Annotated in this window: 27 protein-coding genes and 2 riboswitches; of the genes, 13 read left to right on the top strand and 14 right to left on the bottom strand. The window is 60.1% G+C overall.

Annotation, left to right across the window (positions count from 1 at the left end):
* The first annotated feature begins 32 nt into the window (after positions 1 to 32).
* Together CKW23_RS11470 and nfuA are read left to right on the top strand one after the other, a co-directional pair.
* A complete protein-coding gene (locus CKW23_RS11470; RefSeq protein WP_095067586.1) occupies positions 33 to 1055 on the top strand; it encodes an acyltransferase in 1023 nt (340 codons plus the stop codon).
* A gap of 69 nt (positions 1056 to 1124) precedes the next feature.
* Complete coding sequence (gene nfuA / locus CKW23_RS11465; protein WP_025259876.1) at positions 1125 to 1718, top strand: Fe-S biogenesis protein NfuA; 594 nt, start codon at positions 1125 to 1127, stop codon at positions 1716 to 1718.
* Positions 1719 to 1785: 67 nt separating this feature from the next.
* On the opposite strand, the gene cobM is transcribed toward nfuA, so the two are convergent.
* Genes cobM through CKW23_RS11445 form a run of 4 tightly spaced genes read right to left on the bottom strand, consistent with a single transcriptional unit; the run spans position 1786 to position 3890 of the window.
* The gene (cobM, locus tag CKW23_RS11460) at positions 1786 to 2532 is read right to left on the bottom strand and encodes a precorrin-4 C(11)-methyltransferase (RefSeq protein ID WP_095067585.1); all 747 of its coding nucleotides are present in this window, start codon (positions 2530 to 2532) and stop codon (positions 1786 to 1788) included.
* A 14-nt stretch (positions 2533 to 2546) separates the two neighbouring features.
* Entirely contained in the window at positions 2547 to 3008 is a 462-nt protein-coding gene (locus CKW23_RS11455; RefSeq protein WP_095067584.1) for a cobalamin biosynthesis protein, read from the bottom strand.
* Positions 2989 to 3693 carry a CbtA family protein gene (locus CKW23_RS11450; protein WP_025259879.1) on the bottom strand — a complete coding sequence of 235 codons (705 nt, stop codon included), beginning with the start codon at positions 3691 to 3693 and terminating at the stop codon, positions 2989 to 2991. Before CKW23_RS11450 ends, CKW23_RS11455 begins: the two co-directional genes overlap by 20 nt.
* 11 nt (positions 3694 to 3704) lie before the next feature.
* Positions 3705 to 3890: a CbtB-domain containing protein gene (locus CKW23_RS11445; RefSeq protein WP_025259880.1), complete on the bottom strand. Its 186-nt coding sequence runs from the start codon at positions 3888 to 3890 to the stop codon at positions 3705 to 3707.
* Positions 3891 to 3984: 94 nt separating this feature from the next.
* A riboswitch (cobalamin riboswitch) is annotated at positions 3985 to 4200 on the bottom strand.
* Positions 4201 to 4257: 57 nt separating this feature from the next.
* Positions 4258 to 4460, top strand: a riboswitch (cobalamin riboswitch).
* Positions 4461 to 4567: 107 nt separating this feature from the next.
* Between CKW23_RS11445 and cobW the strand changes: the two genes are divergently transcribed.
* The 4 genes from cobW to CKW23_RS11425 are packed head-to-tail and all read left to right on the top strand — an operon-like array spanning position 4568 to position 11081.
* The gene (gene cobW / locus CKW23_RS11440) at positions 4568 to 5632 is read left to right on the top strand and encodes a cobalamin biosynthesis protein CobW (RefSeq protein WP_025259881.1); all 1065 of its coding nucleotides are present in this window, start codon (positions 4568 to 4570) and stop codon (positions 5630 to 5632) included.
* Positions 5633 to 5635: 3 nt separating this feature from the next.
* Positions 5636 to 9400 carry a cobaltochelatase subunit CobN gene (gene cobN, locus CKW23_RS11435; RefSeq protein WP_025259882.1) on the top strand — a complete coding sequence of 1255 codons (3765 nt, stop codon included), beginning with the start codon at positions 5636 to 5638 and terminating at the stop codon, positions 9398 to 9400.
* Positions 9401 to 9408: 8 nt separating this feature from the next.
* Complete coding sequence (locus tag CKW23_RS11430; protein ID WP_038400349.1) at positions 9409 to 10419, top strand: ATP-binding protein; 1011 nt, start codon at positions 9409 to 9411, stop codon at positions 10417 to 10419.
* Between the two features lie 53 nt (positions 10420 to 10472).
* The gene (locus CKW23_RS11425) at positions 10473 to 11081 is read left to right on the top strand and encodes a VWA domain-containing protein (protein ID WP_177434640.1); all 609 of its coding nucleotides are present in this window, start codon (positions 10473 to 10475) and stop codon (positions 11079 to 11081) included.
* 42 nt (positions 11082 to 11123) lie between these two features.
* On the opposite strand, the gene CKW23_RS11420 is transcribed toward CKW23_RS11425, so the two are convergent.
* Positions 11124 to 11390: a hypothetical protein gene (locus CKW23_RS11420; RefSeq protein ID WP_025259885.1), complete on the bottom strand. Its 267-nt coding sequence runs from the start codon at positions 11388 to 11390 to the stop codon at positions 11124 to 11126.
* A 374-nt stretch (positions 11391 to 11764) separates the two neighbouring features.
* On the opposite strand from CKW23_RS11420, the gene CKW23_RS11415 reads away from it, so the two are divergent.
* Positions 11765 to 13090, top strand: a complete 1326-nt coding sequence (locus CKW23_RS11415; protein ID WP_025259886.1) for a sigma-54 dependent transcriptional regulator — start codon at positions 11765 to 11767, stop codon at positions 13088 to 13090.
* Here CKW23_RS11415 and CKW23_RS11410 read toward each other — a convergent pair.
* Entirely contained in the window at positions 13078 to 13611 is a 534-nt protein-coding gene (locus tag CKW23_RS11410) for an AAA family ATPase (protein WP_025259887.1), read from the bottom strand. The genes CKW23_RS11415 and CKW23_RS11410 overlap by 13 nt on opposite strands.
* The gene (gene pnuC / locus CKW23_RS11405) at positions 13608 to 14171 is read right to left on the bottom strand and encodes a nicotinamide riboside transporter PnuC (RefSeq protein WP_025259888.1); all 564 of its coding nucleotides are present in this window, start codon (positions 14169 to 14171) and stop codon (positions 13608 to 13610) included. Before pnuC ends, CKW23_RS11410 begins: the two co-directional genes overlap by 4 nt.
* 235 nt (positions 14172 to 14406) lie before the next feature.
* On the opposite strand from pnuC, the gene CKW23_RS11400 reads away from it, so the two are divergent.
* Both CKW23_RS11400 and CKW23_RS11395 read left to right on the top strand, forming a co-directional pair.
* Positions 14407 to 15237, top strand: a complete 831-nt coding sequence (locus CKW23_RS11400) for an undecaprenyl-diphosphate phosphatase (protein ID WP_025259889.1) — start codon at positions 14407 to 14409, stop codon at positions 15235 to 15237.
* Between the two features lie 2 nt (positions 15238 to 15239).
* The gene (locus CKW23_RS11395) at positions 15240 to 15704 is read left to right on the top strand and encodes a DUF1294 domain-containing protein (protein ID WP_371856566.1); all 465 of its coding nucleotides are present in this window, start codon (positions 15240 to 15242) and stop codon (positions 15702 to 15704) included.
* Here CKW23_RS11395 and CKW23_RS11390 read toward each other — a convergent pair.
* Positions 15669 to 16013 carry an MmcQ/YjbR family DNA-binding protein gene (locus CKW23_RS11390; RefSeq protein WP_095067582.1) on the bottom strand — a complete coding sequence of 115 codons (345 nt, stop codon included), beginning with the start codon at positions 16011 to 16013 and terminating at the stop codon, positions 15669 to 15671. The genes CKW23_RS11395 and CKW23_RS11390 overlap by 36 nt on opposite strands.
* Before the next feature lie 116 nt (positions 16014 to 16129).
* Here CKW23_RS11390 and pcaD point away from each other — a divergent pair, with 116 nt between their 5' ends.
* The 4 genes from pcaD to CKW23_RS11370 all read left to right on the top strand — a co-directional run bounded on the left by pcaD (position 16130) and on the right by CKW23_RS11370 (position 20016).
* Positions 16130 to 16921: a 3-oxoadipate enol-lactonase gene (gene pcaD / locus CKW23_RS11385; RefSeq protein WP_095067581.1), complete on the top strand. Its 792-nt coding sequence runs from the start codon at positions 16130 to 16132 to the stop codon at positions 16919 to 16921.
* A 63-nt stretch (positions 16922 to 16984) separates the two neighbouring features.
* On the top strand, positions 16985 to 17944 hold the full coding sequence (locus CKW23_RS11380; protein WP_025259893.1) for a LysR substrate-binding domain-containing protein: 960 nt from the start codon (positions 16985 to 16987) through the stop codon (positions 17942 to 17944).
* A 74-nt stretch (positions 17945 to 18018) separates the two neighbouring features.
* Positions 18019 to 18630 carry an FMN-dependent NADH-azoreductase gene (locus tag CKW23_RS11375; RefSeq protein WP_025259894.1) on the top strand — a complete coding sequence of 204 codons (612 nt, stop codon included), beginning with the start codon at positions 18019 to 18021 and terminating at the stop codon, positions 18628 to 18630.
* A gap of 306 nt (positions 18631 to 18936) precedes the next feature.
* Positions 18937 to 20016 (top strand): alpha/beta fold hydrolase, encoded by a 1080-nt coding sequence (locus CKW23_RS11370; protein ID WP_025259895.1) that lies wholly within the window; start codon positions 18937 to 18939, stop codon positions 20014 to 20016.
* Here CKW23_RS11370 and CKW23_RS11365 read toward each other — a convergent pair.
* The 6 genes from CKW23_RS11365 to CKW23_RS11340 all read right to left on the bottom strand — a co-directional run bounded on the left by CKW23_RS11365 (position 19971) and on the right by CKW23_RS11340 (position 25704).
* Entirely contained in the window at positions 19971 to 20645 is a 675-nt protein-coding gene (locus CKW23_RS11365) for a glycosyltransferase family 2 protein (protein WP_025259896.1), read from the bottom strand. The two genes, CKW23_RS11370 and CKW23_RS11365, sit on opposite strands and share 46 nt — an antisense overlap.
* Positions 20642 to 21241: a class I SAM-dependent methyltransferase gene (locus CKW23_RS11360; RefSeq protein ID WP_025259897.1), complete on the bottom strand. Its 600-nt coding sequence runs from the start codon at positions 21239 to 21241 to the stop codon at positions 20642 to 20644. The genes CKW23_RS11365 and CKW23_RS11360 overlap by 4 nt, the downstream gene beginning before the upstream one ends.
* On the bottom strand, positions 21238 to 21996 hold the full coding sequence (locus CKW23_RS11355) for a PIG-L deacetylase family protein (RefSeq protein ID WP_025259898.1): 759 nt from the start codon (positions 21994 to 21996) through the stop codon (positions 21238 to 21240). Before CKW23_RS11355 ends, CKW23_RS11360 begins: the two co-directional genes overlap by 4 nt.
* A gap of 2 nt (positions 21997 to 21998) precedes the next feature.
* Positions 21999 to 23009 carry an acyl-CoA/acyl-ACP dehydrogenase gene (locus CKW23_RS11350; protein ID WP_025259899.1) on the bottom strand — a complete coding sequence of 337 codons (1011 nt, stop codon included), beginning with the start codon at positions 23007 to 23009 and terminating at the stop codon, positions 21999 to 22001.
* Positions 23006 to 25189: a glycogen debranching protein GlgX gene (gene glgX, locus CKW23_RS11345; RefSeq protein ID WP_025259900.1), complete on the bottom strand. Its 2184-nt coding sequence runs from the start codon at positions 25187 to 25189 to the stop codon at positions 23006 to 23008. Before glgX ends, CKW23_RS11350 begins: the two co-directional genes overlap by 4 nt.
* 161 nt (positions 25190 to 25350) lie before the next feature.
* Positions 25351 to 25704 carry a DUF2934 domain-containing protein gene (locus CKW23_RS11340; protein ID WP_025259901.1) on the bottom strand — a complete coding sequence of 118 codons (354 nt, stop codon included), beginning with the start codon at positions 25702 to 25704 and terminating at the stop codon, positions 25351 to 25353.
* Positions 25705 to 25712 lie beyond the last annotated feature (8 nt).

Raw genomic sequence — 25712 nt, 5'->3', positions numbered from 1 at the left:
GTTGAAAAGGCAGGTGACAAGAGGTTTTGTGGATGTTGATTTCGGTTCAGGCTTTACGGGCTTTCGCCGCGTGGGTTGTTGTGTGTCATCACTTCATGCAGATTTTTTTCGATTTCAAGGCCAGCGGTCCCGTTGGCGAATTCTTTGTTTCAAAGGGCGCAGTGGGCGTCGATATCTTTTTTGTCATCAGCGGGCTGGTGATCTACCTCTCGACCCATAACAGCGACATGCCCGCCGGGCGTTTCATCCTGCACCGTCTGATCCGTATCGTTCCTGCCTACTGGCTGTACACCGCCGCCATGGGGTTGTTGCTGCTGGTTGCGGCTCCCTGGTTGCCTCATCAGGTGATTGGCTGGCAGAACTTCCTGCTTTCGCTGTTCTTCATTCCTTCGGAAAACCCCGGCGGTTACGGCCTGTATCCCACGCTGAATGTCGGCTGGACCCTGAACTACGAGATGCTGTTTTACGTGCTTTTCTCCATGGTATTTCTGTTCGAGCAGCGCCATCGGCCCTTGATCATCGCGGCAGCACTTTTCGCCGTGACCGAAATTCTGGCTCGCAGCGGCCTGATCAGCCGGTTCTACGGTAATGACATTGTCTACGAGTTCCTGTTGGGGATCGGCATCGGCATGCTCTATCGCCGTGGCTGGATCAAGGAAGGGTTATGGATGCCATTGGCGGGGATAGTGGCTGCCATGCTGGTGATTCATCATCTGACCAACGAGCAGCGCCTGCTGAACTGGGGGCTGCCAAGCGCACTGATCGTGTTCTGCGCCATCTCCCTTGAACCCTACCTGCGCGGCAACCGTTTGCTCAAGACCATGGGCGATTGTTCCTATTCGGTCTATCTGCTTCATGTGCTGGTGCTTTACGGCGGCCTGCTCATGGCCCAGCGCTTTGCCTTGAACCCGTATCTGGTCTTTGCCTTCTGCGTGCCGATCATAGCCATCGGAGCATGGTGCAGTTACGAGTGGATCGAGAAGGGCTTGTATCAGCGGATGCGTCGCAGCCTGGATGCTCGTCAGGAAGGAAGAGGCGCCGCTGCGCTTTCCTGACAAAAATACTAGGACTTTGTATGCGCATCCGATTGGCGTAAACTGCCGGCAAGTCTGCGAGGAACGTTCATGACCGCTATCACTATTACCGATGCTGCCCACGATTATCTGGCCGATCTGCTGGAAAAGCAGAACACTCCAGGTATCGGCATCCGCGTGTTTATCACCCAGCCTGGCACTCAGTACGCTGAAACCTGCATTGCCTACTGCAAGCCGGGCGAAGAAAAACCTGAAGACAAGGCCATTGGCCTCAAGAGCTTCACGGCCTGGATCGATGGTTTCAGCGAAGCCTTTCTGGATGACGCCGTGGTCGATTACGCCACCGATCGCATGGGTGGCCAGTTGACCATCAAGGCACCAAACGCCAAGGTGCCGATGGTCAATGCCGACAGCCCGATCAACGAGCGCATCAACTACTACCTGCAAACCGAGATCAACCCGGGGCTCGCCAGCCACGGCGGTCAGGTGACCCTGATCGACGTGATCGAGGAAGAAGAGCGCAATATCGCCGTCCTGCAGTTCGGCGGTGGTTGCCAGGGTTGCGGTCAGGCCGATGTCACCTTGAAGGAAGGTATCGAGCGTACCTTGCTGGAGCGTATTCCTGAGCTGTCGGGTGTGCGTGATGTGACCGACCATACCCAGAAAGAAAACGCTTACTATTGAGTTGTTTTCTTCGCGAATAAATTCGCTCCCACCCCCCCTGTGGGAGCGAATTTATTCGCGAACATCATCAAGGCCTGAACAAATGTGCATGCCCGGCGCGATACAGCGATGACTCGCCAAACGTATCGTCAGCCAGTACACGCCCGACCAGAATCAGCGCCGTACGCTTGAATCCCTTCTCCTGCACCTTGTCGTGAATGTCGGCCAGGGTGCCCAACACCCAGTCCTGATCCGGCCAGCTTGCGCGATGGACCACGGCTATCGGGCAGTCCGCCCCGTAATGCGGTGTCAGTTCTTCCACGATTTTCTGCAGATTGTTGACCCCCAGGTGAATGGCCATGGTGGCCCGATGCTGGGCCAGGCTTGCCAGTTCTTCGCCTGCCGGCATCGACGTCTTGTCGGCGTAGCGGGTCAGGATCACGCTTTGGGAAATGTCCGGCAACGTCAGTTCGGTACCCAGCAAGGCTGCGCAGGCAGCCGTGGCCGTTACACCGGGAATGATTTCAAAGGGAATGCCCAGCTCACGCAGGCGGCGAATCTGTTCGCCAATGGCGCCATACAGGCTCGGGTCGCCTGAGTGCACCCTGGCCACATCCCGGCCCTGTTCATGAGCGGATTTCATCAAGGAGATGATCTGTTCCAGATGCAACTCGGCACTGTTGACCACCTGAACGGCACGATTGCCATCCAGTACGGCCACCGGCACCAGTGAACCGGCATAAATGATGACCGGACAGCTATGGATCAGTCGCTGCCCCTTGACGGTGATCAGGTCCGGATCGCCAGGGCCTGCGCCGATGAAAAAGACGGTCAATGGAATCTCCTGAGTCAAGCGGTATTAATGAGCGGCGTATTATCGACACTGCTTGCCAGGGCAAAGGTTGCCCGGGCGTTTTTCTGGCGTTGGATCACCAGTGTTACCGGGCTTTTGCCCAATTGGCTGGCCAGTGCCAGCGCTGCGCTTTCGGCAACCCCGTGACAGCCCGTGTGCTGGAACGCCTTTGGCGAGCGGTGGGTCAGTTGCGGTTCGTATTCTGCCAGTTGTGACGCGCTGAAGAATATCAGCGGAACGGACAGCTGTTTGGCCAATTCCAGCAAGCCCGGTTCGTCCTGCTTGAGGTCGATGGAGGCGAGGGCAGTGATGGCCCCGATTTCCAGGTCGTGGGCTTTCAGGCTGCTTTCGATCAGTTCCAGCAGGCTCGCTGCCGGGCAGCAGCGCTGGCAACCCAGGCCTGCCACAAGGGCAGGGCCGGATTGCCCGGTGCCGTGATCAGGCGTGCAGGTCGGCATTGTTGCGACGGAACAGCCAGGCGCTGATCAGGCCCAGAGCGACCCAGAACAATGCGTTGGTCAGCAACGAAGCCAGGATGAACTGCGATTCCAGAGCTTCGGGAGCCAGGCTCTCATGAGTCAATGGCTGTGGCGCGCCAATCAGATGCGGCACAACCAAAATAGCCGCGCCCAGCACCTTGAGCAGCCAGTTCTGGCCGAAAGCGATCAAGGCCAGACCCGCCGCCGTTGAGGCCGCAGTCCCGATCCACCAGTACTGGCGCAGGTTCAGGTCGGCAGCCGCTGTCCCCGGCAATTCCGGTGGCAGGCCCAGTGTCGGCGCCAGGACGAAGACCGCAAAACCGGCCAGCCCCCACAATGCGCCCTGAGAGGTGCGACCCGGTGCGCGTAGCGTGTAGAGCGCCACCAGCATCAAGGCAAAACCTACCGCGACCACCAGATTGCCGCCGGTCGTGGAGAGAATACGCTGCCAGCCGTCTTCCGGCTCCCAGGCTTCTTCGTCGTGGCTGTGCCCTGCGGCGGAAGCATCGGCGTGGTCATGTTCATGCACGTGTTCGGCGGGTGCCTTTTCAAAGGTTTCGGCCTGAAGAATCAGGGGCGAAACCCAAAAGCTTTGCAGCAGGGTCAGCAGCAATGCCGCCAGCAGACCGCTGAAACCTGCCGTCTGAATGATTCGCTTGAACATGGCGTCAGGTCTCAATGGCAAGGGAAGGCGGCGCTGTGGCGGGTGTCGTGGGCCGCGTTGTGAACGGCGGCAATGTGCGAGAAACCGGCGAAGTACACCAGGCAGGCGCCCAGAATCGCAGCGCTGATGGCGGCGGTCAGGCGTTGGGCCTGGGTGGACGTGGTGGTGCTCGACTGGCTGCTGCTGATGGTGGACATGGCGCTTCCCTCTGGTTTCGACAGGCGGGCATGCGCACAGGAACCTGCTGACGGAGGTCAGAAGGCTTCAACTGCGCCCGCCCACCGCGGGTGTGTCATTGAGTCAGTATCGGGCCGGTCTCCGGGCTCGCGAGGGGTGTCGATATTCAGCCTCGACGCCTTCAGGATCACCTTCCCATGCCGTGGCACAGTGGTTCTGATCCTCTCTCGCTTACCGTTGCGGGGGCAGCACCGGACTGACTCATGGACAAATGAGCGCACCGGTTTCCCGTTTCACCCCGTGAGGGGCACCCGTAACAAGTTGTGTAGGAGAGCATGGCGGCCCGTGAACGTCAATCTGAACGATTGACCTGCCTTCGACCTCTGCGTAGCCTTGCGCACTTGAGGTTCTCGACCTTGTGCAAAAGGTCGGGCTAAGACGGGAATGCGGTTCAAGCCGCAGCTGCCCCCGCAACTGTAAACGGTGATTTCATTGCATGGCCACTGCGCGAGCGGGAAGGCGCGATGAATGCCTGTCCTGCCGACACGCCGCCGTAAGCCAGGAGACCTGCCTCGAACCGGGCCACAGGCCCACGAATTCTCACTACAACCGGGCGGGGTGATCCGGTGGCGAATCGATCCGTGCGCAGTGCACGGATCTCGTCCTGCTTGCCCGCCGTATTGCCAAAGGGCATCCGATGAAAACACTGGCCAAACTTCCCGTCACCATCGTTACCGGCTTCCTGGGCTCGGGTAAAACCACCTTGTTGCGGCACATGCTCGATAACGCCGAAGGGCGTCGTATCGCGGTGATCGTCAACGAGTTCGGCGAGCTGGGCATCGACGGCGAAATCCTCAAGCAATGCACCATCGGTTGCAGCGAAGAGGAAGCTGTTGGCCGGGTGTATGAGCTGGCCAACGGTTGCCTGTGCTGCACGGTGCAGGAAGAGTTCTTCCCGGTGATGCGCGAACTGGTGTCGCGTCGCGCCGACCTGGACCACATCCTTATCGAAACCTCGGGTCTGGCGTTGCCAAAACCGCTGGTCCAGGCTTTCCAGTGGCCGGAAATCCGCAACGCCTGCACCGTCGATGCGGTCATAACAGTGGTCGACAGCCCGGCCGTTGCAGCAGGTACTTTCGCGGCTTTCCCGGATCAAGTGGACGCCCAGCGCAAGCTCGACCCGAACCTTGACCACGAATCCCCGCTACATGAACTGTTCGCTGACCAGCTGGCCAGCGCTGATCTGGTGATCCTCAACAAGGCCGACATGATCGACGCCGAAGGCCTGGCGGCGGTACGTGCCGAAGTCGCCGAAGAACTGCCGCCAGCGGTCAAGGTCATCGAAGCCAGCAGTGGCCGTCTGCCAATCAACGTGTTGCTGGGCATCGGTGCCGAGTCGGAACTGCACATCGATGGTCGCAAGACTCACCATGACCATCACGACGATGAAGATCATGACGACCACGATCACGATGCTTTCGATTCGATTTCCATCAAACTGCCACAGGCCGACGAAAGCGTGCTGCTCGATGCCCTGACGCAACTGGTGGTCAAGCACGGCATTCTGCGGGTCAAAGGTTTCGCCGCGATTCCAGGCAAGCCGATGCGCCTGCTGATCCAGGGCGTGGGCACACGCTTCGACAAGCATTTCGACCGCGCCTGGCGTGCCGATGAGGAGCGCATCACCAATCTGGTGCTGATCGGCCAGGAGCTGGATGCCGTGGCGCTGGAAGCGCAACTCAATGCTGCGATTGCTGGCTGATCCATGCATTTACTGAGAACCCAGCCGGGCGGTTTCGTACCCGACGACAGCATTGCCGACCTGGGACAGACGCCGGCCGAGCTGGTGATTCTCTGCAGCGGCGATTCGAGCCTGGCGTTACTGGCCGAAGCCGCTCAGCAACTGCCCGACGACTACCCGAGCCTGCGTCTGGCCAATCCGATGCAGGTGCAGAATCACGCCTCGGTGGACTTGTACGTCGATGAGGTGTTGCGCCACGCCAGGGTCATTCTGATTTCCCTGCATGGCGGCATTGGCTACTGGCGCTACGGTGTCGAGCGCTTGATGGAGCTGGCAGCTCGTGGTGTGCAGGTGATTCTGGTGCCGGGGGATGATCGTCCCGATCCAGAGCTGAGCGATCTGAGCACTGTGCCTGCCGAGGAGCGTGACCGGCTATGGCAGTTCTTGCGCCAGGGCGGCTTGCAGAATGCGCTGGATCTTTATCGTTGCATGGCCAGCAGCTGGCTTGAGCGCGATTACCCATGGGCCGAGCCTCAGCCACTGCCACGCACGGCCATCTATCATCCGCGCAAAGCGACGGCCACGCTGCCGGACTGGCAGGCAGACTGGATACCGGGGCATCCGGTGGTTGCGCTGCTGTTCTACCGCTCCCACTTGCAGGCGGCCAATACCGGTTTCATCGATGTGTTCTGCGAGCGCTTGCAGGCTCAAGGGCTCAATCCCTTGCCGATTGCGCTGGCCAGTCTCAAGGAGCCGGGTTGCCTGACCATGGTCGAGGACTGGCTGGATGAAGTCGAAGCCGGGCTGATCCTCAATACCACGGGCTTTGCCCAGTCCAGCCCGGAAGCGCCGCATCTGCGACCGTTTCGCCGCAATGTGCCCGTGATCCAGGCCATCTGCGCTCAGGACAACCAGCCCGCCTGGCAGGCCAGCGAGCAAGGTCTTGGGGCGCGGGATCTGGCGATGCACATTGCCTTGCCGGAACTGGACGGGCGGATCATCAGCCGGCCCATCAGCTTCAAGGATCTGGCTTGGCGCAGCGAGCGCAGCCAGTCGGACGTGGTGTGCTATCGCGCCCATCCCGAGCGCATGGACTTCGTCGCGCAACTGGCACGACGCTGGATCGAACTGGCGCTACTGCCCAATGCCAGCAAGCGGGTAGCGCTGATCCTGGCCAACTACCCGACCCGCGATGGCCGGATCGGCAACGGGGTAGGGCTCGACACACCTGCAGCGGCGCTGAATATACTGCGCGCCATGCAGGACGAGGGCTATCCGCTGGCACCGTTGCCCGAAAGCGGCACCGCGCTGATTCAGCAATTGCTGGGTGGCGTCACCAACGATCTGGACAGCATCGACCTGCGTCCTTGCCAGCAAAGCATGGCGCTGGACGAGTACCTTGATGCCTTCGATGACTTGCCCCAGGCCAGTCGCGATGCGGTAAATGCACGCTGGGGCGCGCCACAGAACGACCCGATGTTCCGCAGCGGGCGGATGATGATTGCCGGTATCCGCTTTAGCCTGACCTTTGTCGGCATTCAGCCTGCCCGTGGTTATCAGGTGGACCCCAGTGCGGTCTATCACGACCCCGATCTGGTGCCGCCTCACGGTTATCTCGCGTTCTACTTCTGGCTGCGCAAGGCGTATGGCGCTCATGCGGTGCTGCATGTGGGCAAGCATGGCAACCTGGAGTGGCTGCCGGGCAAGGGCGTCGGTCTGTCTCAAGACTGCTGGCCTGATGCAGTGCTGGGCGCGATGCCGAATATCTACCCGTTTATCGTCAACGATCCAGGCGAGGGTGCCCAGGCCAAGCGCCGTACCCAGGCGGTCATCATCGACCACCTGATGCCGCCCCTGACCCGTGCCGAAACCTACGGCCCGCTGCGCAATCTTGAGCGGCTGGCTGACGAATACTACGAGGCGCAACTGCTCGACCCGCGCCGGGCGCAGGAACTGCAACGGGACATTCTCAAGCTGGTGCGTGAAACCCGTATTGACCGTGAACTGGCGCTGGACGACGCCATCGACAGCGACGCCGACGCCGCAATCTGGCTGCCGCGTCTGGACACCTATCTGTGTGACTTGAAGGAGTCGCAGATCCGCGATGGCCTGCATGTTTTCGGTCAATCCCCCCAAGGCCGTCTGCGTATCGACACGCTGCTGGCACTGCTGCGCATTCCCCGTGGCGATGGCCGTGGTGCGCAGTCGAGTGTGCTGCGGGTGCTGGCCAAGGCTCTGGCGCTGGATTTCGACCCGCTGGATTGCGAGCTGGCCGAGCCCTGGAACGGTCCGCGTCCGTCCGTCTTGCTGGTAGTGAGTGACGACCCATGGCGCACCACGGGCGATACCCGGGAGCGGCTTGAGCTGTATGCCGCGATTCTGATCGAACGCATCGTGAACGAAGAGGCGATTGACGATCTGCCGGATCATCCTGAACTGACACTGGTTCTCGAAAGCCTTCGCAATGTGGTCGCCCCGCGTCTGGATGCCTGCGGTCCCGAAGAGATGCGCGGTCTGCTGGATGCCCTGAGTGGCCGATTCGTGCCAGCCGGCCCGAGCGGTGCGCCGAGTCGCGGGCGGCTGGACGTGCTGCCCACGGGCCGCAACTTCTTTACCGTGGATGTGCGCAACCTGCCGACTACCACGGCCTGGCGAATCGGTTTTCAATCGGCCAACCTGTTGCTGGAGCGCCATCTTCAGGATCATGGCGACCACTTGCGCCAGCTCGGCCTGTCGGTCTGGGGCACGGCCACCATGCGCACCGGTGGCGACGATATTGCCCAGGCCATGGCCCTGATGGGCGTGCGTCCGGTCTGGGCGACGGGTAGCCAGCGGGTCGATGATTTCGAGATTCTGCCCCTGAGCCTGCTGGACCGGCCTCGTGTGGATGTGACCTTGCGAGTATCCGGGTTCTTCCGTGATGCCTTTGCCAACCTGATCCGCCTGTTTGATGCCGCTGTGCAGGCCGTTGCTGCTCTGGATGAGCCGGACGATCAGAATCCGCTGGCGGCCCGTGTCCGTGAAGAGCGCCGCAGCTTTCAGGAGTCCGGGCTGAGCGAAGACGAAGCGGCGCGTCAGGCGGGTTGGCGCATTTTCGGCGCCAAGCCCGGCGCCTATGGCGCGGGTGTGCAGGGTGCCATCGACGGACGTCTGTGGCAGAGCCGCGACGATCTGGCCGAGGTCTATCTGAACTGGGGCGGCTATGCCTACGGCGCGGCTGATGAAGGCACGCCGGCTCGCCAGCAGTTCGCGCATCGGCTGACGCAGGTTCAGGCGGTGTTGCAGAATCAGGATAACCGCGAGCATGACCTGCTGGATTCCAACGATTACTACCAGTTTCAGGGTGGCATGCTGGCGGCCGCCGAAAGCCTGAGCGGCCAGAAAACCGCCAGTTACCATGGCGACAACAGCCAGCCGGATCTACCCAGGATTCGCACCCTCAAGGAAGAACTGAACCGGGTGGTCCGCAGTCGTGCGGCCAATCCGAAGTGGATCGAAGGCGTCAAGCGTCATGGCTATAAAGGTGCGTTCGAAATGGCTGCGACCGTGGACTTTCTGTTTGCGTTCGATGCCACCACTGAACTGATCGACGACCACCAATATGCACTGCTGGCCGATGCCTACCTGCTTGATCCGTCGACCCGCGACTTCATCCGCGAGCACAACCCCGATGCCCTGCGCGACATGACCGAGCGTATGCTCGAAGCCCAGCAGCGCGGCCTCTGGCAGGAGCCGGGTGACTATCGTGAAGCGCTGGAAGACCTGTTGCTGGACATAGAAGAGAGCTGATGACAAGCATGACCGATACCCCGCATTTTCCCCTGGCAGCAGTGGTCGGCGCCGAGGACTTGAAGCTGGCGCTGTGCCTGACGGCCATCGACCCGAAAATCGGCGGTGTACTGATCGAAGGGCCGCGTGGCATGGCCAAGTCGACCCTGGCCCGTGGGCTGGCGGACTTGCTGGCCAGCGGTCAGTTTGTCACCTTGCCGTTGGGCGCTACCGAAGAGCGGCTGGTCGGCACCCTGGATCTGGATGCGGCGCTGTCCGAAGGTCGTGCGCAGTTTTCCCCCGGCGTACTGGCCAAGGCAGACGGTGGCGTGCTGTATGTGGATGAGGTCAACCTGCTGGCCGATCATCTGGTAGATCTGCTGCTGGATGTTGCTGCCAGTGGCACCAATCTGGTGGAGCGCGATGGCATTTCCCACCGTCATGCGGCGCGCTTCGTGCTGATCGGCACCATGAATCCTGAAGAGGGCGAGTTGCGTCCGCAACTGCTGGACCGTTTCGGTTTGAATGTGGCCCTGAGTGGGCAGACGTTGCCGACCGAGCGCAGCCAGATCATCCGCCGTCGTCTGGATTTCGATGCCGACCCCCAGGCTTTTTGTCTGGCGTGGCAAGGTCAGCAGCAGGCTTTGCAGCAACGTTGCGAGCAGGCCCGTGCGCTGTTGTCTGCCATCGAGCTTGATGATCGTTCGCTGGGGCTTGTGACGGAGCGCTGTTTTGCGGCAGGTGTCGATGGCATGCGCGCTGATCTGGTCTGGCTGCGTGCTGCGCGAGCCCATGCTGCATGGCGTGGTGCCAGTGAGATCGAAGAGCAGGATATCGACGCGGTGGCCGAGTTTGCCTTGCGTCATCGGCGTCGCGATCCTGCGCCCTCGGCACAGAATCCCGAACCGCCAGCGCCCAGCCAGGGCACACCTCAGGAACCTCAGCCTCAGAACGGGCAGGGCAACTGGGGGGAATTGCCTGCCCGGCCTGTGCCCACCGGTGCGCGCCGCGAAGTGCCGAGCTGGCCAAAAAAGCCCTAGGCATCCGCCCTCGTTCGGCAAAGGGGGCGGATGCCAGTCCCCGTCCTGGCAGCCTGACTTCCGGGCGTCATGGTGCAGCGCGTTCAGGCATCGATGGTGCGATTGCCTGGCTGCCGACGCTGTTGCGTGGTCGTCCACAAAGCCGCCACGATCTGGTACGCCAGCCTCGCAGCCGTCGGTCGACCGAGTTGTTGCTGGTCATTGTTGATGCCTCGGCCTCGACACGTCGTCATCAGGCGCTCAGTCAGGCCAAGGGCGTGCTGGCTCAGATCTTCGACGAGGCCTATCGCCGTCGTGCCAGACTGGCGCTGCTGACTGCCAGCGGCAATGTTCCCCAGTGGAAACATCAAGGCCTCAAGGCTTCGGCGGCATTACGGCCATGGCTGGATGCGTTGGGGGCGGGCGGAGGAACGCCGTTGTTCGCAGCCATCGAGCAGGCAAAAGACTGGTTGAAAATGCGACACCAGCGTTATCCCGCTGAACATTTGCGTGTGCTGATCCTCACCGATGGCCGGGTCAAGGATATGCCGCCGTGTTCAGGGTTCGACTGCGAGAGTCTGCTGATCGATATCGAGAAAGGGCCTATCCGGCTGGGCCGGGCGCGGGAACTGGCGCTAAGGCTGGGAGCCGGTTACCGGCATCTTGAAGAGCTTCGCGAATGAATGCGCTCCGGAGCGCATTCATTCGCGATAAGGATCACCCTATCAGGCCGGCATGGTCCACGGCTGAAGGCTGTAACCTTCATTGCTGATTTCTTCGCGAGCTTCTTTCAGAACACTGGCAAGTTGCGCTGGGTCGGAGTAAGCGCTGCTCGGGATTTGTTTATGACCGATACGTGCGCAGGTGCGGTCGATCACTGTAAGGCTCAGTTCTCCGCTTCCGGCCTGGGCTGCCCAGGCAACACACTGGAAAGGTGCAAAAGCGTTTCCAGCGATCAGAAGTGCATCGTTGAAGCGCAGTGGGGCGTTCATTTTCAATTCCTCAAAATGCCCATATCAGTCCAGGCACGTCGGCGGGCTTTACCGTTCGGCTGGTTACCTGTGTTGATGCCGAACAGGGTGGGGTGAGTCACACCGCTTGCCGGATATTTTAAATTTTTTTACATCCGTGCCGTATTCGGCTTGATCTGAGGCAACTTTTACGGTGTTCGGTTCAATGACCGGCAGAATTTTCTGACTCTCAAAACGTTACAACCTGTTTAATTACTTTTCGTTATGAGCGATATATTTAAACGGTACAAGGGTGTGTCAAATATTTGCTAACGTAACATTCGGGCTCGTCAACTTACTGTTTATAAAAAGATTTTAATAACTCCACTCCATGTCGGGCGCCAAGGGAATCTACTATGCATGAAGCGGCCCAAACACGACGTTTATTGATTGTTGACCCCAGTGATGATTGTCATCAGTTGATCCCTGTCTTGCAGGCTGCCGGCTGGGCGGTGGACAGTAATACGCTGGAAGCGGCGCTCAACCAGCGTTGCGATGTTGGTCTGATTCGTCTCATGCCTGAGCATTTCGAGCACCCCGAAGTGGTCAAGGAACTGATTACCCGCAGCAACACACAATGGATCGCCGTGCTTGCACCCAATGATTTGCGGCGCGAGAAAATCGGCGATTTTGTCTGCGAATGGTTCTTCGATTTTCATACCTTGCCTTTCGATGTGGCTCGCATGCAGGTCACTCTCGGGCGGGCTTATGGCATGGCGCGTCTGCGTGCGCAGGGTGCTAACCAAGTGTCCAGCGGCGATCACGAGATGCTGGGCGAGAGTCGTCCTATCCGGGAGCTGCGTCGGCTGCTGGGCAAGCTGGCACCTACCGAATCGCCGGTATTGATCCGCGGCGAACGTGGCACAGGCAAAGAACTGGTGGCGCGTACCCTGCACATGCAGTCGCAGCGCCGGAACAAACCGTTCGTTGCGGTCAATTGCGGAGCCATTGCCGAGCATCTGTTGCACACCGAGCTGTTCGGCTATGAGAAAGGTGCGTTCAATGGTGCTCTCGAGCGCAAGATCGGCCGCATCGAAGCTGCGAATGGCGGGACGCTGTTTCTGGACGATATTGGTGATCTGCCCATGGAAACCCAGGCCCATCTGCTACGCCTGTTGCAGGACCGGCATATCGAGCGGTTCGGTGGCAGCGAAGCGATTCCCGTGGATGTGCGGGTGCTGGCCGCGACCCATGTGGACCTTGAAACCGCCATCCGTAAAAAGCGCTTCCGTGAAGATTTGTACTACCGCCTGAATGTCTTGCAGGTTGGCACTGCGCCTCTGCGTGAACGCCATGGTGATCTGGCCATGCTGGCCAATCATTTTGCGCATTTCTACAGTCAGGAAACCGGTCGACGCGCCCGCAACTTCAGTCAGGACGCGCTGATCGCCATGGGCAAGCATGACTGGCCCGGCAATGTGCGGGAACTGGCCAACCGGGTGCGGCGCGGTTTGGTGCTGGCCGAAGGGCGGCAGATCGAAGCGGCGGATCTGGGGCTGCTCGGTGAAGAAGACATTGCCAGCAGCATGGGGACGCTGGATGACTACAAGTCACGGGCCGAGCGTCAGGCGTTGTGCGATGTATTGACTCGCCACAGTGACAACCTCAGCGTTGCGGCCAAGGTTTTAGGTATTTCGCGGCCGACTTTCTACCGGCTGCTGCACAAGCATCAAATCCGCTGAGTCATCAGTAGCTGCGTGACGGCCTCCAGTGCCTGCTCGCGGCGTGCCTCCCAGTTACCTCCGATAACCTGATAGTTCTGTCCATGGTGTTCCAGCCATTGTCGACTGTCCTCGAAGAATGCCTGACGCTCGCTCAGTTGCGGCTGGCAGCGCTGTCCGTCACTGATCCAGTCGACACCTTCAGGGGAAAGCAGCAGATGCAGGTCATAGTGCCTGCTGAGCAATTGCTGCTCGATCCACAGCGGGCAATCACCGAACAAGGTCTTGCTCCAGAGCATATTGCTCAGCAGATGGGTGTCGAGAATCAGCAGCGGTGGGGCGGTAGCGCGGGCCGTGTCCTCCCAGGCCAGTTGGCCTTGGGCAATGTCGGGAATATCGCTGTAGACAGTGTCGCGACCTTGCTGCTCGATGAAATGGCGCACGTACTCGCCCACCACCAGACCGCCGAAGCGTTTGTGTATTTCGCCGGACAACCAGCTTTTGCCGCTGGATTCGGGACCTGCCAGGACCAGGATTTTCATCGCGCCAGCGCCAGATCGTTGCGCCATTCACGCCAGCCTTGCACGGCCAGCAGGGTAAAGAGCCCATACAGCGCCGCGGTCAGGTACAACCCTTTGTAAACGAAAAGGCCGACGAAGATGATGTCCAGCACGATCCACAAGGGCCAGCACTGGAGCCGCTTTTGCGCCATCCACACCTGAGCCACGAGGCTGAAGCCGGTGAGTGCCGCATCGAGCCAGGGCTGCGCAGCATCAGTCAGGTGAGCCATGAAAGCGCCGAGCACCAGGCTGATCACAGCGCCGATTGCCAGGCCACTCAAGACCGGAGCGCCCGGCAGAACCGTGACCGCCCGTACCGGCAGGCCATTGCCGTGGCGGGTCCATTGCAGCCAGCCATACACCTGCAGGCCGGCGTAGATCACTTGCAGCAGCATGTCCGAGTAGAGCTTTACGTCGAAGAAGATCCAGATATAGATCACCACCATCACTAGGCCGATTGGCCAGCACCAGGGGTTCTGCTTCACTGTAAGCCAGACTGCTATCACGCCGAGGGCGGCAGCGAAGAGTTCAAGTCCGGACATGGCGGCTCCCTGAGAGTGGTCGAGATGAGTGGGCGCGCGATTGTAAGCGCTTCTGTGCAAGACAGGGAGCCTCATCGACAAGTCGCGTGAGGCTTTACCTGCGCAGGTCTGCTAGCATCTCGGCGCTTTTACGCATCCTCTTCAAGAATTGTTCAGGTTCGGGTGCCCATAGTTACAACCTTTTTGCAAAACAACACGAATGAGCGAGCCACTGGCAGCGCTTTATGGGGGAATGATGGATCTTTGGACCGCCACTCAGGCGTTGATATTGGGTATTGTCGAGGGGCTGACGGAGTTTCTGCCGATTTCCAGTACGGGGCATCAGATCATCGTCGCCGACTTGATCGGCTTTGGTGGCGAACGGGCCATGGCGTTCAATATCATCATCCAGCTCGGTGCCATTCTGGCCGTGGTCTGGGAGTTTCGGCGCAAGATCATCGACGTGGTCGTGGGCCTGCCCAAACAGCAACAGGCGCAGCGTTTCACCATCAACCTGCTGATCGCTTTCCTGCCGGCCGTGGTGTTGGGGGTGATTTTTGCCGACCTGATTCACCACTATCTGTTCAACCCCATCACCGTCGCGACTGCTCTGGTGATTGGCGGTGTGATCATGCTCTGGGCCGAGCGTCGCCAGCATGTGATACGTGCTGAAACAGTCGACGACATGACCTGGCGTGATGCCTTGAAAGTGGGCTGCGCGCAGTGTCTGGCAATGATTCCAGGGACTTCACGCTCGGGCTCGACCATTATCGGCGGCCTGCTGTTCGGTCTCTCGCGCAAGGCCGCGACCGAGTTCTCGTTCTTCCTGGCCATGCCGACCATGGTCGGTGCTGCCGTGTATTCGGGCTACAAGTACCGTGAGCTGTTCCGCCCTGAAGACTTTGCAGTGTTCGCGGTAGGTTTCGTTGTCTCGTTCATCTTTGCCATGATCGCCGTGCGCGGCCTGCTCAAGTTCATCGCCACCCACAGCTATGCCGTGTTCGCCTGGTATCGCATCGTCTTTGGCCTGCTGATCCTTGCCACATGGCAGTTTGGCTGGATCGACTGGGCTGCTGCCAAGGCATGACCTTGCCACGGCAGCGTTCATCGACTCAGAAACCGAACCGGGGCAGGGCGCCGGTTCAGGGGCTGAATCTCAAGGTCTTTATCCTTGCGCTGTTGTGTGTGATGCCTGCCTATGGCGCAGGCATTTCCTGGTTCCAGTCAGGCATGCCTCTGGTGCTTGCGGCTTATGTGCTCGTCAGCCTGCTGGCATTTCTGCTTTACCGGCATGACAAGCGTCAGGCCGGTAACGGTGGCTGGCGTACTCCCGAGAACGTTCTGCACCTGACAGAACTGTTGGGTGGCTGGCCCGGTGCTTTGCTGGGCCAACAGGTGTTCCGGCACAAGACGCGCAAGGTGTCGTTCCAATTGGTGTTCTGGCTGATCGTGCTGGGGCATCAGTTGTTCTGGATCGATCAGCTGTTTCTCGACAGTGGCTGGTTCAAACCCTGGTTTTCACAGCTTGAGCGCTACTTGCAGGCGCTTCGGTAGTTTACTGACCACCAGTTGATGGGAGCGGGTCAGCAAGTCCCTGATTTCTTCGTCGCTCAAGGCATGGGGTTGCTGGACACTGATCCAGTAGGCCCTGGCCAGATAAGGTGCCGGGCGAATCCCCGGACGATCCACATAGCCCAGGAACAGATCCTGGTTGACCTTGAACGACAGGCCCTGGCCTGCAAGGTTTATGACCGCGAACATCTTCTTCTCGGCAACGGAAAACACGTGCATGCCGCCCCATTTGTAGTCTTCACGGGCGCCCGGCAAGCTCAGGCAGAAACGGGCGATCTCTTCGTTTTGCATGGTTTCGGCAGCCTCCCTTTCTAAATTGTTCGATAGTCGCACGAATAATCCCCGAGCGGATTGTTTGACCGTGCGTCTGTGTCTACTGTGCATCTTTTGTCTATCAGGAGCCTGGAATGTCTGCCGTGCAACTCGCTGAAGGTGAGCTCAATTATCTGCTGGAAGGCCCGGCCGATGCGCCGGTGCTGGTGTTGTCCAACTCTCTGGGCACTGACTTGCACATGTGGGATGCGCAGGTTCCGGCATTTATCCGGCATTTTCGCGTATTGCGCTACGACACTCGCGGCCATGGTCGTTCGCTGGTCAGCGAAGGCCCTTACAGTATCGAGCGCAATGGCCGTGATGTGCTGGCGCTGCTGGATGCGCTGCACATCGACAAGGTTTATTTCTGCGGCCTGTCCATGGGCGGCCTGATCGGCCAATGGCTGGCGCTCAATGCCCCCGAACGTCTTGAGCGGGTGGTACTGTGCAACACCGCCTCGAAGATCGGTACGCCGGAGGTGTGGAACCCGCGCATCGAAACCGTACTGCGCGATGGCAAGGACGCCATGGTCGCGCTGCGGGATGCCTCGATTGCGCGCTGGTTCACGCCTGATTTCGCTGTGGCCGAGCCTGCAAAAGTCGAAAGCATCGTTGGCATGCTCGCGCAGACCTCGCCCCAGGGTTATGCTGCCAACTGCGCCGCTGTGCGCGATGCCGATTTCCGTGACCGGATTGCCTCCATCAACCTGCCGGTTCTCGTGGTGTGTGGCACTCATGATGCCGTGACCACACCGGCGGACGGGCGCTTCATGATCGAGCGTATTCAGGGCGCGCAGATGATCGAGCTGCATGCGGCGCATCTGTCGAACGTCGAAGCGGGGGAGTTGTTCACGCAGCCCGTGCTGGCATTTCTGACTGGCGAATGACTCACGCTGTCCCGCCCCCCGTAGCGCTGCCATAATCGCCACTCAGAATGCGAGGGTGGCGCGGTGTTTGATCTCAATGATCTGTTCTATTTCGTTCAGGTGGTCGAGTGCCAGGGGTTTGCGGCGGCCAGTCGCAAGCTGGGTATTCCCAAATCCAAGCTCAGTCGCCGGGTGGCAGGGCTTGAAGAGCGCCTTGGGGTCAGATTGATTCAGCGCTCCACACGCAAGTTTGCCGTCACCGAAAGCGGTCGTGATTACTACGGCCACTGTGTCGCGATGATGGTCGAGGCCGAGGCCGCTGAAGAAGCTATTGCCCGTTCCATGGCCGAGCCTCAAGGGCGAGTGACCATCAGTTGCCCTCCGGGGCTGGCAGCCATGGGCGTCAGTGAAACCATCGCCCGCTTCATGGTGGCCCATCCGAAGGTTCAGGTGCATGTCGAAAGCTCCAATCGGCGTGTCGATCCCTTGACGGAAAACATCGATATCGCCTTGCGCGTGCGCTTTCCGCCTCTGGAGGATGACGGCTTGGTGGTCAAGATTCTCGGGCACAGTGCCCAGCGGCTGGTTGCGCATCCGGCACTGGCCAGCCAGTTGTCCGCCACGCCCACTTTTGAAGAGCTGTCGGCCATGCCCAGCCTTGATTTTCCGTCATCGACTCACGAGCATCGCTGGGTACTGAGCACCGGAGATGGTGAGTATGCCGAGGTGCGGCACAGGCCCAAACTGATCTGTTCCGACCTCACAACCATTCGCCAGGCTGCGTTACACGGAGTGGGTGTTGCGCAACTTCCGGAAATTCTTGTACGAGAGGCTTTGCAGGATGCTCGGCTGGTGGAGCTGTTCGCCGGGTCCCCGCCCAAGTGCGGCATCGTGCACGCCGTATTCGCCTCGCGCCGTGGCTTGCTCCCGGCAGTCAGAGCGTTGCTGGACACCCTGGGTGAAACTTTCAAGACGTTCGAGACCGATCCGGCAGATGTTCATTGTTCTGAAAATGGAACGAAGCATCATATTTTTGCCGACTAATTGATGATTGGAATTGTGTATAGGATGCTCGCTATTGATCGCCTGATGGCGATTCTCATTTAGGGAAGTCCGTTATGACCGTTCTGCACATCGATTCCAGCATTCTTGGCGACCATTCTGCCTCACGTCAGCTCAGCCGTAGTGTTGCCCAGGCTTATCAGGCCATCAATGTCGATAGCCAGGTGATCTACCGCGACCTGGCCAGCGATGCCCTGAGCCATTTCTCGGCTGGCACTCTGGCTGCTGCAGGCACTCCGGCTGAAAGCCGTGATGCCGCACAACAGCAGGAAGTGGATGCAAACGAGGCGATCTTGCAGGAGTTTCTGGCCGCGGATGTGTTGATTCTGGGCGCACCGATGTACAACTTCACCATTCCCAGCCAACTCAAGGCCTGGATCGACCGGATCACCGTTGCCGGTCGCACTTTTCGCTACAGCGAGGCCGGCCCCGAAGGCCTGTGCGCCGGCAAGAAAGTTATCGTCGTTTCCACCTCCGGTGGCTTGCATGTCGGCCAGCCAACGGGCGTTGGTCATGAAGAGCTGCTCAAGGCCCTGTTCGCATTCATCGGTGTGACCGATCTGCAATTCGTACGCGCCCATGGCCTGGCTTATGGCGAAGAGCCTCGCGCCAATGCCATGAGTGCCGCACAACAGCACATTGAAGAGAGCCTGTTCGCAGCGGCCTGATCGCCACGACTTCTGCTTTTGAACCCGACAGCCCGGCGCATTGATGTGTGCCGGGCTGTCGGGTTTTTGCTGTCTATACGCCGCAACCTGAAACCTTGACAGCTTCCTTACAGGTAAGCGGACCTGTCCGGCAGTAACATGGCCCTCAGTCGGAACGCAGACGTCCGATAAAATAGTCTGGCCCGGCTTATGCACTATTTAGTGTTTAAAGACTCTCATTTTCTGTGAGAGCCGGGTGGCCGGGGCATGAAGCTCGATATCGGCGCAGAAATGGAATGTTCGGGACTACAAAGGATGAGTCTTCAAATGGTACGTCTTTGTGCAGCGATGCTGGTTATTCTGCTCAATGGCCTGATTTCAGTGCAGGCGCAGGCAGATGAGGAGTGGAGCGCAGGCTTTCATGAGCTGAGCTTTCCCGACCCTCTGGACTCGCAACTGATGCAGGCTTTTGCCTTCTACCCGTCCACGGGTTCGGAGCAGGTGAGCGTGCTGCAGGGTTACCGGGTTGAAGCCGGTGAAGATGCACCGATTGCCATGGGGCGCTTCCCCTTGCTCCTGTTGTCCCACGGCAACACCGGTAATCCGCTGGCACTGCACGATCTGGCAACGTCTCTGGCCCGTCAGGGTTTTGTGGTGGTGGCCGTGATGCATCCCGGCGATAACTATCGCGATCACAGCCGTCTTGGCAGCCTGAGCAACCTTTACGGTCGTCCGCTGCAGATTTCCGAAGCCATCAGCGCAGCTTTGCTTGACCCCATGCTGTCGCCTTATCTCAACTCACGTCAGGTCGGTGTGATCGGTTATTCGGCCGGTGGCGAAACAGCGTTGATACTGGCCGGAGCCCAGCCCGACCTCAAGCGTCTGCGCCAGTACTGCGTGGAGCGTCCCGACGATCGCGATGCCTGCAAGACCCAGGGGGAACTGGTGGCTGACCGGGATGACCTGCATGCCCAGGCCGATCCGCGAGTGGGTGCGCTGATGCTCATGGCGCCACTGAGCCTGATGTTCGGCCGTCACACCTTGAGTGATGTGCATGTGCCGGTGCTGATGTATGCCGGGGATGACGACCAGTTGCTGCCCATCGACAAGAATGCCGAGGCGCTGGCGCGCAAACTGCCGCAAGTCTCGGATTACAAACTGCTGGCGGGTGCAGGACACTTCGTGTTCATGGCCCCGTGCAGCGATGAGCAGCGGGCAACCATGCCGCTGCTGTGCACCGACCGTGAAGGCGTGGATCGCGAAGATATCCATCGCACCCTCAGTGCCGAAGCCGTACGGTTTTTCAGCAGCTCGTTGGGCTCATCCGACGAGGATCGTTCCGGTATGCAGACAGCCCATCATCAATGGCCCGACTCGCTGCTGCCTTCTGCCAACGACTTCAGGTAGTCGCCAAAACCGCCGCTGGCCCGTGGATCGAGGCGAGTACTGGTGGTGACTCTTGGCCTGCAGCTCCAGGCGATGCGGGCGCCGCTGAGTTCCAGTTGCCGTACAAGGTGAACATCTTCATGGCAGGTCAGCAAGGGGAATCCTCCGGCCCGTAAATAGGCCGCAGCACTCACACCCAGGTTGGCGCCATGAATGTGCCGATGTCCGTCGCGATGTTGATAGTGCTGTTCAAACAGCGTCTGCACGGCGGCTGACAGGCCGTTTTCCTGCATGGGGAGTGTGATGGTGCCACAGACGGCGTCGGCATCCAGGGCCAGTTGTTCCACCAGCCAGTCGGCGGCCACGTTGCTGTCGCCATCGGTGCTGGCCAGCCAGCGGGCACCTTTTTCCAGCAGATAGCCTGCGCCTGCCGCGCGTGCCTGTCCGACATTGCGTGCAGCCACATCCAGGGTGATGACGCCGTACTCCAGCGCGATATCGGCCGAGTGATCGGTGCAACTGTCCAGTACCACCAGAATGGTGACCTGCTCACCATTCAGGCCCGGGTGCCTGCTGGCCTGGAGCAGGCTCTCAAGGCAGGCTCCGAGCAGTTTCTCTTCGTTGTGCACCGGGATCAGAATACCAATCAACGGAGATTTTCCCGAGTGGCCACTGAAGCTGGATCGTGACTCCAGAGATCCAGCAGAAAGTCATCTTCGTGATGACTGAGCAAGCGAGGCATCTTCAAGCGCTCGTCCAGCACCTCATGAACCCGCTTGGCATCCAGAGGGCAGTCCTTGATTTCGGGTCGCCAGTGGCAGGCCAGTAGCTGGCCGTCGGGTTTGAGGGAAGCCAGCGCACAGTCGATCCAGCGCTGCAGGTCTTCGAGATCCAGGTAGTAGCCCAGTTCGCTGAATACGATCAGGTCGAACTGCCCCTCTGGCCATTGTTGCGGAAGCCGGGCGTGCAGCACGCGAGCGTGCTTGAAAGGTGCAAGGCGTTCACGGGCAAGGTCCACGGCCAGGGCCGAGGTATCGCAACACAGTAAATGGTCGCAACGCTCGGCCAGTCCGGCGCTCAGTTCGCCATTGGCGCAACCGGGCTCGAAAATCGCGGCATATCGCTCGCGGGGCAGGGCGGCCAGGGTCAGGGCGCGCTTGCGGCGCTCATACCAGCGCTGTTTGAAAGCCCAGGGGTCGTTGTTGTCCCTGAAAATCTCATCGAAATACTGCTCCGTGACACTCATATGAAAACCACCTCGAAAGGTTGCAGCAATCGTTCAAGAATCCCGGCAGGCAATATCGGCGAAAGACCGATGTCCGGATCTCCCTGCAACTGGCTGGCAAAGGCATGGGCCGCATGGCGCTTGCGGGCTATGGTCATGGGGTCCAGCAAGACCTTGCGGGCACGCTCCCAGGGCAGGCGGTCATCCTCTGGACTTGCCCAGTGCCAGGCCCAGACTGGTACTTCATTGAGTCTGGCGCCGACCGTGGCGCAGGCCCGTGCGCAGGCCCGACCGACCGCCTCATGATCAGGGTGACCATCTTCGGCCCAGGTGGTGAACACCACATCGGTGGGCAACAGATAGCGCTCGATGAACTTCTCCAGTTTCTCCTCCTGAATGGCGACAGCACCGTCAGGGAAGCCGCCACGAATCCATTGCAGGCGATGCAGTGGCAAGTCGAGACGGCGCAAGGCTTCGGCGCTTTCCTGAGGGCGGATCACGCTCAGGCGCTCTGTGGGCCACAGTTGCGAGCCGGGATGGCTGGCACTGCCGTCGGTGACCGACAGCAGTTTCAGGCTCCGCTCCAGTTGCGCCAGTTGGCACATCAGGCCACCGCAGCCCAGGACTTCATCATCCGGGTGAGGCGCGACAATGACGGCCCGTGAGTGGGGCGGTACCAGCAGATCGGCACTGATGACGGGTACTGCGGCCAGTTTCTGTGAGGCATTCCAGGCTTTGAGGCTGGTGCCGCGACCGGCAATCAGTTTTTTCTTCATGGCTACCAGGCTGCACCCCATGGGCTGTTCAATGTCTTGCCTGCCAGTTGCCCCAGCACTGCCAGGTCTTTCTCGGCGTGGCTCTGGCGCAGGAAGACCGGAAGGTCGGCCATCAGGCGGGCGAAATGGGCGTCCTTGCAGTAGGGCGTTGCCCCCAGCGCCCGCCCTACATGATGGATGACCTGTTCGGCGGTGTTTTCGACATGGGCACGACAACGTCGGGCCAGTTGTTCGGCATGCTCGGCAGGTGCCCGATCCAGGCTTGCAGCTGCTGCCTCAAGGAGCTGAGCGGCACTGTACAACGCCACATCCACCGCACCCAGATGGGCGAGGGCATGGGGTTCTTCCTTGCCGGCCTGTGATAAAAGCCGCTGCGCCAGTGCGCCCGAAGCGCCATACCAGCAAGCCGCAATGCCGATGCCTCCCTGCCAGAAGCCTGGACGTGACAGGTACTCACCGGGCGTGCCGACCAGCGATACCCTGGCATGCTCGAATTGAACGTCGATACTGCCCGTTGCCCCCATGCCGACGGCGCGCCATCCGGCGGCCGCGATATGAATGCCGGGTTGATCGAGAGCAACGGCAACCAGTTGCTGACGATTGTCCTCATCCCAGGCGGTGATCAGGGCGTGGCTCAATACCGCAGCGCCCGAACACCAGGCCTTGCGTCCATCAAGGCGCAGCGAATCGGCCTTGCCGCTGAGGTTGACCCTGGCGTTGGGCGGCTCGGCAGCCCACATGCCCCAGGTCGTTCCGGGCCCGGGCGGCTCGGCACCCAGTTCTTGCATGATCGCCAGGGCATCGGTATGGCCTTCGTAGAGTTTGCACAACCCCAGATCATGAGCGGCTACACCCGCCAGCGCATGCCAGCGCTCCAGGGTCCTGCCACTGGCGGGCATCGGCAGACGATCGAGACCTTCGTTCACCAATGCCCGCAGGCACTCGCCCAGCGCCTGCGTATCGGCATAGCCGTGCCTGCGCCAGTCGAGAAACTCCTTGAGTGCCTGGGTCATGACTGATCTTCACGTTGCAGCTCGAACAGCAGCAGTGAGCGTGGCGTTACGGTGTAGTGGGAGCCGAAGTCGAACTGCTCCTTGCTGCGCAAGTCCTCCTGATTGGTATCGATCAGGCAGGTGAAGTGCGTGCCTTCGGGGACCTGCGGGAAGGTGAAGTCCACACCTTCATGGTGAGCGTTGACCACCAGCAGCAGGGTGGCATCGGCACCTGGGCGACGAATGCCGGTTTCCTGGGCGCGGCCATCCATCAGCATGCCCAGGCAGCGGGCGTTGCTGTCATGCCATTGTTCGACGCTCATTTCATTGCCGTCCGGCGCCAGCCAGGTGACATCCTTGACCCCGATTTCCTCGTTGTAGTCACCCACCAGGAAGCGGCTGCGGCGCAGGATCGGATAGCTCTGGCGCAGCTTGATCACACGCTTGACGAACTTGAGCAGGGCCTTGCCATCGGAATCCAGGTCCCAGTTGACCCAGCCGATCTCGCTGTCCTGGCAGTAGGCATTGTTGTTGCCGTGCTGGGTGCGGGCGAACTCGTCGCCGGCGACCATCATCGGCGTGCCCTGGGCCAGCAGCAGAGTGGCGAAGAAGTTGCGCATCTGGCGCAGGCGCAACTGGTTGATTTCAGGGTTGTCCGTCGGGCCTTCAACGCCGTGGTTCCAGGACAGGTTGTTATTGCTGCCGTCCTGATTGTTCTCGTCGTTGGCTTCGTTGTGCTTGTCGTTGTAGGACACCAGGTCATGCAGGGTGAAGCCGTCGTGGGCGGTGATGAAATTCACCGAGGCCTGAGGGCGACGTCCGCGCTGATTGAACATATTTCCCGAGGCGGTCATGCGCCCGGCGAAGTCGGCAAGTTGATTGTCGTCGCCTTTCCAGAAGGCCCGCACGGTATCGCGGAATTTGTCGTTCCACTCCATCCAGCCCGGCGGGAAGCCACCCACCTGATAACCGCCGGGGCCACAGTCCCAGGGCTCGGCTATGAGTTTGACCTGACGCAGGACCGGGTCCTGGCGACAGGCGACCAGGAAGCTGTGGCGCTCATCGAAACCGTCGTGGTAGCGGCCCAGAATGGTCGCCAGGTCGAAGCGGAAACCGTCGACATGCATCTCCGACGCCCAGTAGCGCAAGGAGTCGGTGACCATCTGCAAGACGCAAGGATGGCTCAGGTCCAGAGTGTTGCCCGTGCCTGAATCGTTGATGTAGAAACGCTTGTCGTCCGGCATCAATCGGTAATACGAGGCGTTGTCGATGCCGCGCATGGACAGGGTCGGCCCCAGCTCATTGCCTTCTGCGGTGTGGTTGTAGACCACATCGAGAATCACCTCCAGCCCTGCATGGTGCATGTGGGCGATCATTTCCTTGAACTCGGCGATCTTGCCGTGTGCCAAGTATCGCGGGTCCGGGGCGAAGAAGGCGATGCTGTTGTAGCCCCAGTAGTTGGTCATGCCTTTGTGCAGCAGGTGCTGGTCATTGACGAAGGCATGCACCGGCAGAAGCTCGACCGCAGTCACACCCAGCTTGCGCACGTGATCGATGACTTCCTCGACCATCAGCCCGGAGAAGGTGCCGCGCAATTCTTCCGGTACGGCAGGGTGGCGCATGGTGAAACCGCGTACGTGGGTTTCATAGAGAATGGTCTTGTCCCACGGCGTACCGACCCGTTGGTCGCGGCCCCAGGTGTAGGCCGGGTCGATGACTTTGCTCTTGGGCACGAAAGGCGCACTGTCACGCTCATCGAAACTCAGGTCGCCATCCGGGTGGCCGATGGTGTAGCCGAACAAGGCTTCCGACCATTTCAATTCGCCGACCAGTTGTTTGGCATAGGGGTCGATGAGCAGTTTGTTGTGGTTGAAGCGATGGCCATTCTTCGGGTCGTAAGGGCCATAGACCCTGTAGCCGTAGATCAGGCCGGGATGCGCGTCGGGAAGGTAGCCGTGAAAGATTTCATCGGTGTACTCCGGCAGCTCGATACGCTCCAGCTCCACCTCGCCGCTGGAGTCGAACAGGCACAGTTCTACCTTGGTCGCGTTGGCGGAGAACAACGCAAAGTTGACCCCTAGACCGTCCCAACTGGCGCCGAGGGGGAAGGGCAGCCCTTCACGAATGCGTGAGGTCGAGCCGGCTGGTGTTTCGTGAGTCGTCGAAGTATCGCTTTTCACGGTTTTGGACTTTGTATTCATGATTCCTTCCTGACTCGATGATGACTTTGCGGGCAGCCGAAACCGCTATCGAAACCTGACAGCTTCAATACTGCTGAAGAGAGATGTCGGGGTTGCCGCAGGTCACGTCTCGATCTGGCGCGACATCTGCGGCAGTGGGCTGGTACTGGACCTGTAGGGTTTCAGGTTGTCGGTGGCTTGCGGGGTTTCTTCGCCGCAGGCTTTGGCGGTTGCTCTGCCTGGGCAGGGGTGGATTTGGGTTTTGCAGCGGGTTTTGCCTTGGGTGCTGCTGCCGGCTTGGTTGCCGGTGCTGCCTTGGCGGCCGGTTTGGAAGGCGCAGTCTTGGGCGCTGTGTCTACCTTGGGCAGCTTGGGCTTGTTGGCTTTGCTGGCACTGGTTTTATCCGGAGCCAGTGCTTCGGCTTCTGCCAGTTTGCGTGCCATTTCCCAATGGCGTTGTTCATGCCCAACAGGCTTCCCTTCCGATTCCCATATCTGATATGCAAATTCGCGGATTCTTTTTTCGTCGGCACTCATCTCGACAC

The organism is Pseudomonas sp. Irchel 3A18, from assembly GCF_900187465.1.
In the GTDB taxonomy this organism is placed as follows: Bacteria; Pseudomonadota; Gammaproteobacteria; order Pseudomonadales; family Pseudomonadaceae; genus Aquipseudomonas; species Aquipseudomonas cichorii.
The sequence above is the reverse complement of the archived record's forward strand: the minus strand, read 5'-3'. Positions and strand labels throughout refer to the sequence as shown.

What these genes read in the sequence shown, in the direction of transcription:
- CKW23_RS11470 (WP_095067586.1), top strand. Translation starts at nt 33, where the DNA reads ATGTTGATTTCGGTTCAGGCTTTACGGGCTTTCGCCGCGTGGGTTGTT.
- nfuA (WP_025259876.1), top strand. Translation starts at nt 1,125, where the DNA reads ATGACCGCTATCACTATTACCGATGCTGCCCACGATTATCTGGCCGAT.
- CKW23_RS11455 (WP_095067584.1), bottom strand. Translation starts at nt 3,008, where the DNA reads ATGCCGACCTGCACGCCTGATCACGGCACCGGGCAATCCGGCCCTGCC.
- CKW23_RS11450 (WP_025259879.1), bottom strand. Translation starts at nt 3,693, where the DNA reads ATGTTCAAGCGAATCATTCAGACGGCAGGTTTCAGCGGTCTGCTGGCG.
- CKW23_RS11445 (WP_025259880.1), bottom strand. Translation starts at nt 3,890, where the DNA reads ATGTCCACCATCAGCAGCAGCCAGTCGAGCACCACCACGTCCACCCAG.
- cobW (WP_025259881.1), top strand. Translation starts at nt 4,568, where the DNA reads ATGAAAACACTGGCCAAACTTCCCGTCACCATCGTTACCGGCTTCCTG.
- cobN (WP_025259882.1), top strand. Translation starts at nt 5,636, where the DNA reads ATGCATTTACTGAGAACCCAGCCGGGCGGTTTCGTACCCGACGACAGC.
- CKW23_RS11430 (WP_038400349.1), top strand. Translation starts at nt 9,409, where the DNA reads ATGACCGATACCCCGCATTTTCCCCTGGCAGCAGTGGTCGGCGCCGAG.
- CKW23_RS11420 (WP_025259885.1), bottom strand. Translation starts at nt 11,390, where the DNA reads ATGAACGCCCCACTGCGCTTCAACGATGCACTTCTGATCGCTGGAAAC.
- CKW23_RS11415 (WP_025259886.1), top strand. Translation starts at nt 11,765, where the DNA reads ATGCATGAAGCGGCCCAAACACGACGTTTATTGATTGTTGACCCCAGT.
- CKW23_RS11410 (WP_025259887.1), bottom strand. Translation starts at nt 13,611, where the DNA reads ATGAAAATCCTGGTCCTGGCAGGTCCCGAATCCAGCGGCAAAAGCTGG.
- pnuC (WP_025259888.1), bottom strand. Translation starts at nt 14,171, where the DNA reads ATGTCCGGACTTGAACTCTTCGCTGCCGCCCTCGGCGTGATAGCAGTC.
- CKW23_RS11400 (WP_025259889.1), top strand. Translation starts at nt 14,407, where the DNA reads ATGGATCTTTGGACCGCCACTCAGGCGTTGATATTGGGTATTGTCGAG.
- CKW23_RS11390 (WP_095067582.1), bottom strand. Translation starts at nt 16,013, where the DNA reads ATGCAAAACGAAGAGATCGCCCGTTTCTGCCTGAGCTTGCCGGGCGCC.
- pcaD (WP_095067581.1), top strand. Translation starts at nt 16,130, where the DNA reads ATGTCTGCCGTGCAACTCGCTGAAGGTGAGCTCAATTATCTGCTGGAA.
- CKW23_RS11375 (WP_025259894.1), top strand. Translation starts at nt 18,019, where the DNA reads ATGACCGTTCTGCACATCGATTCCAGCATTCTTGGCGACCATTCTGCC.
- CKW23_RS11370 (WP_025259895.1), top strand. Translation starts at nt 18,937, where the DNA reads ATGGTACGTCTTTGTGCAGCGATGCTGGTTATTCTGCTCAATGGCCTG.
- CKW23_RS11360 (WP_025259897.1), bottom strand. Translation starts at nt 21,241, where the DNA reads ATGAGTGTCACGGAGCAGTATTTCGATGAGATTTTCAGGGACAACAAC.
- CKW23_RS11355 (WP_025259898.1), bottom strand. Translation starts at nt 21,996, where the DNA reads ATGAAGAAAAAACTGATTGCCGGTCGCGGCACCAGCCTCAAAGCCTGG.
- CKW23_RS11350 (WP_025259899.1), bottom strand. Translation starts at nt 23,009, where the DNA reads ATGACCCAGGCACTCAAGGAGTTTCTCGACTGGCGCAGGCACGGCTAT.
- glgX (WP_025259900.1), bottom strand. Translation starts at nt 25,189, where the DNA reads ATGAATACAAAGTCCAAAACCGTGAAAAGCGATACTTCGACGACTCAC.
- CKW23_RS11340 (WP_025259901.1), bottom strand. Translation starts at nt 25,704, where the DNA reads ATGAGTGCCGACGAAAAAAGAATCCGCGAATTTGCATATCAGATATGG.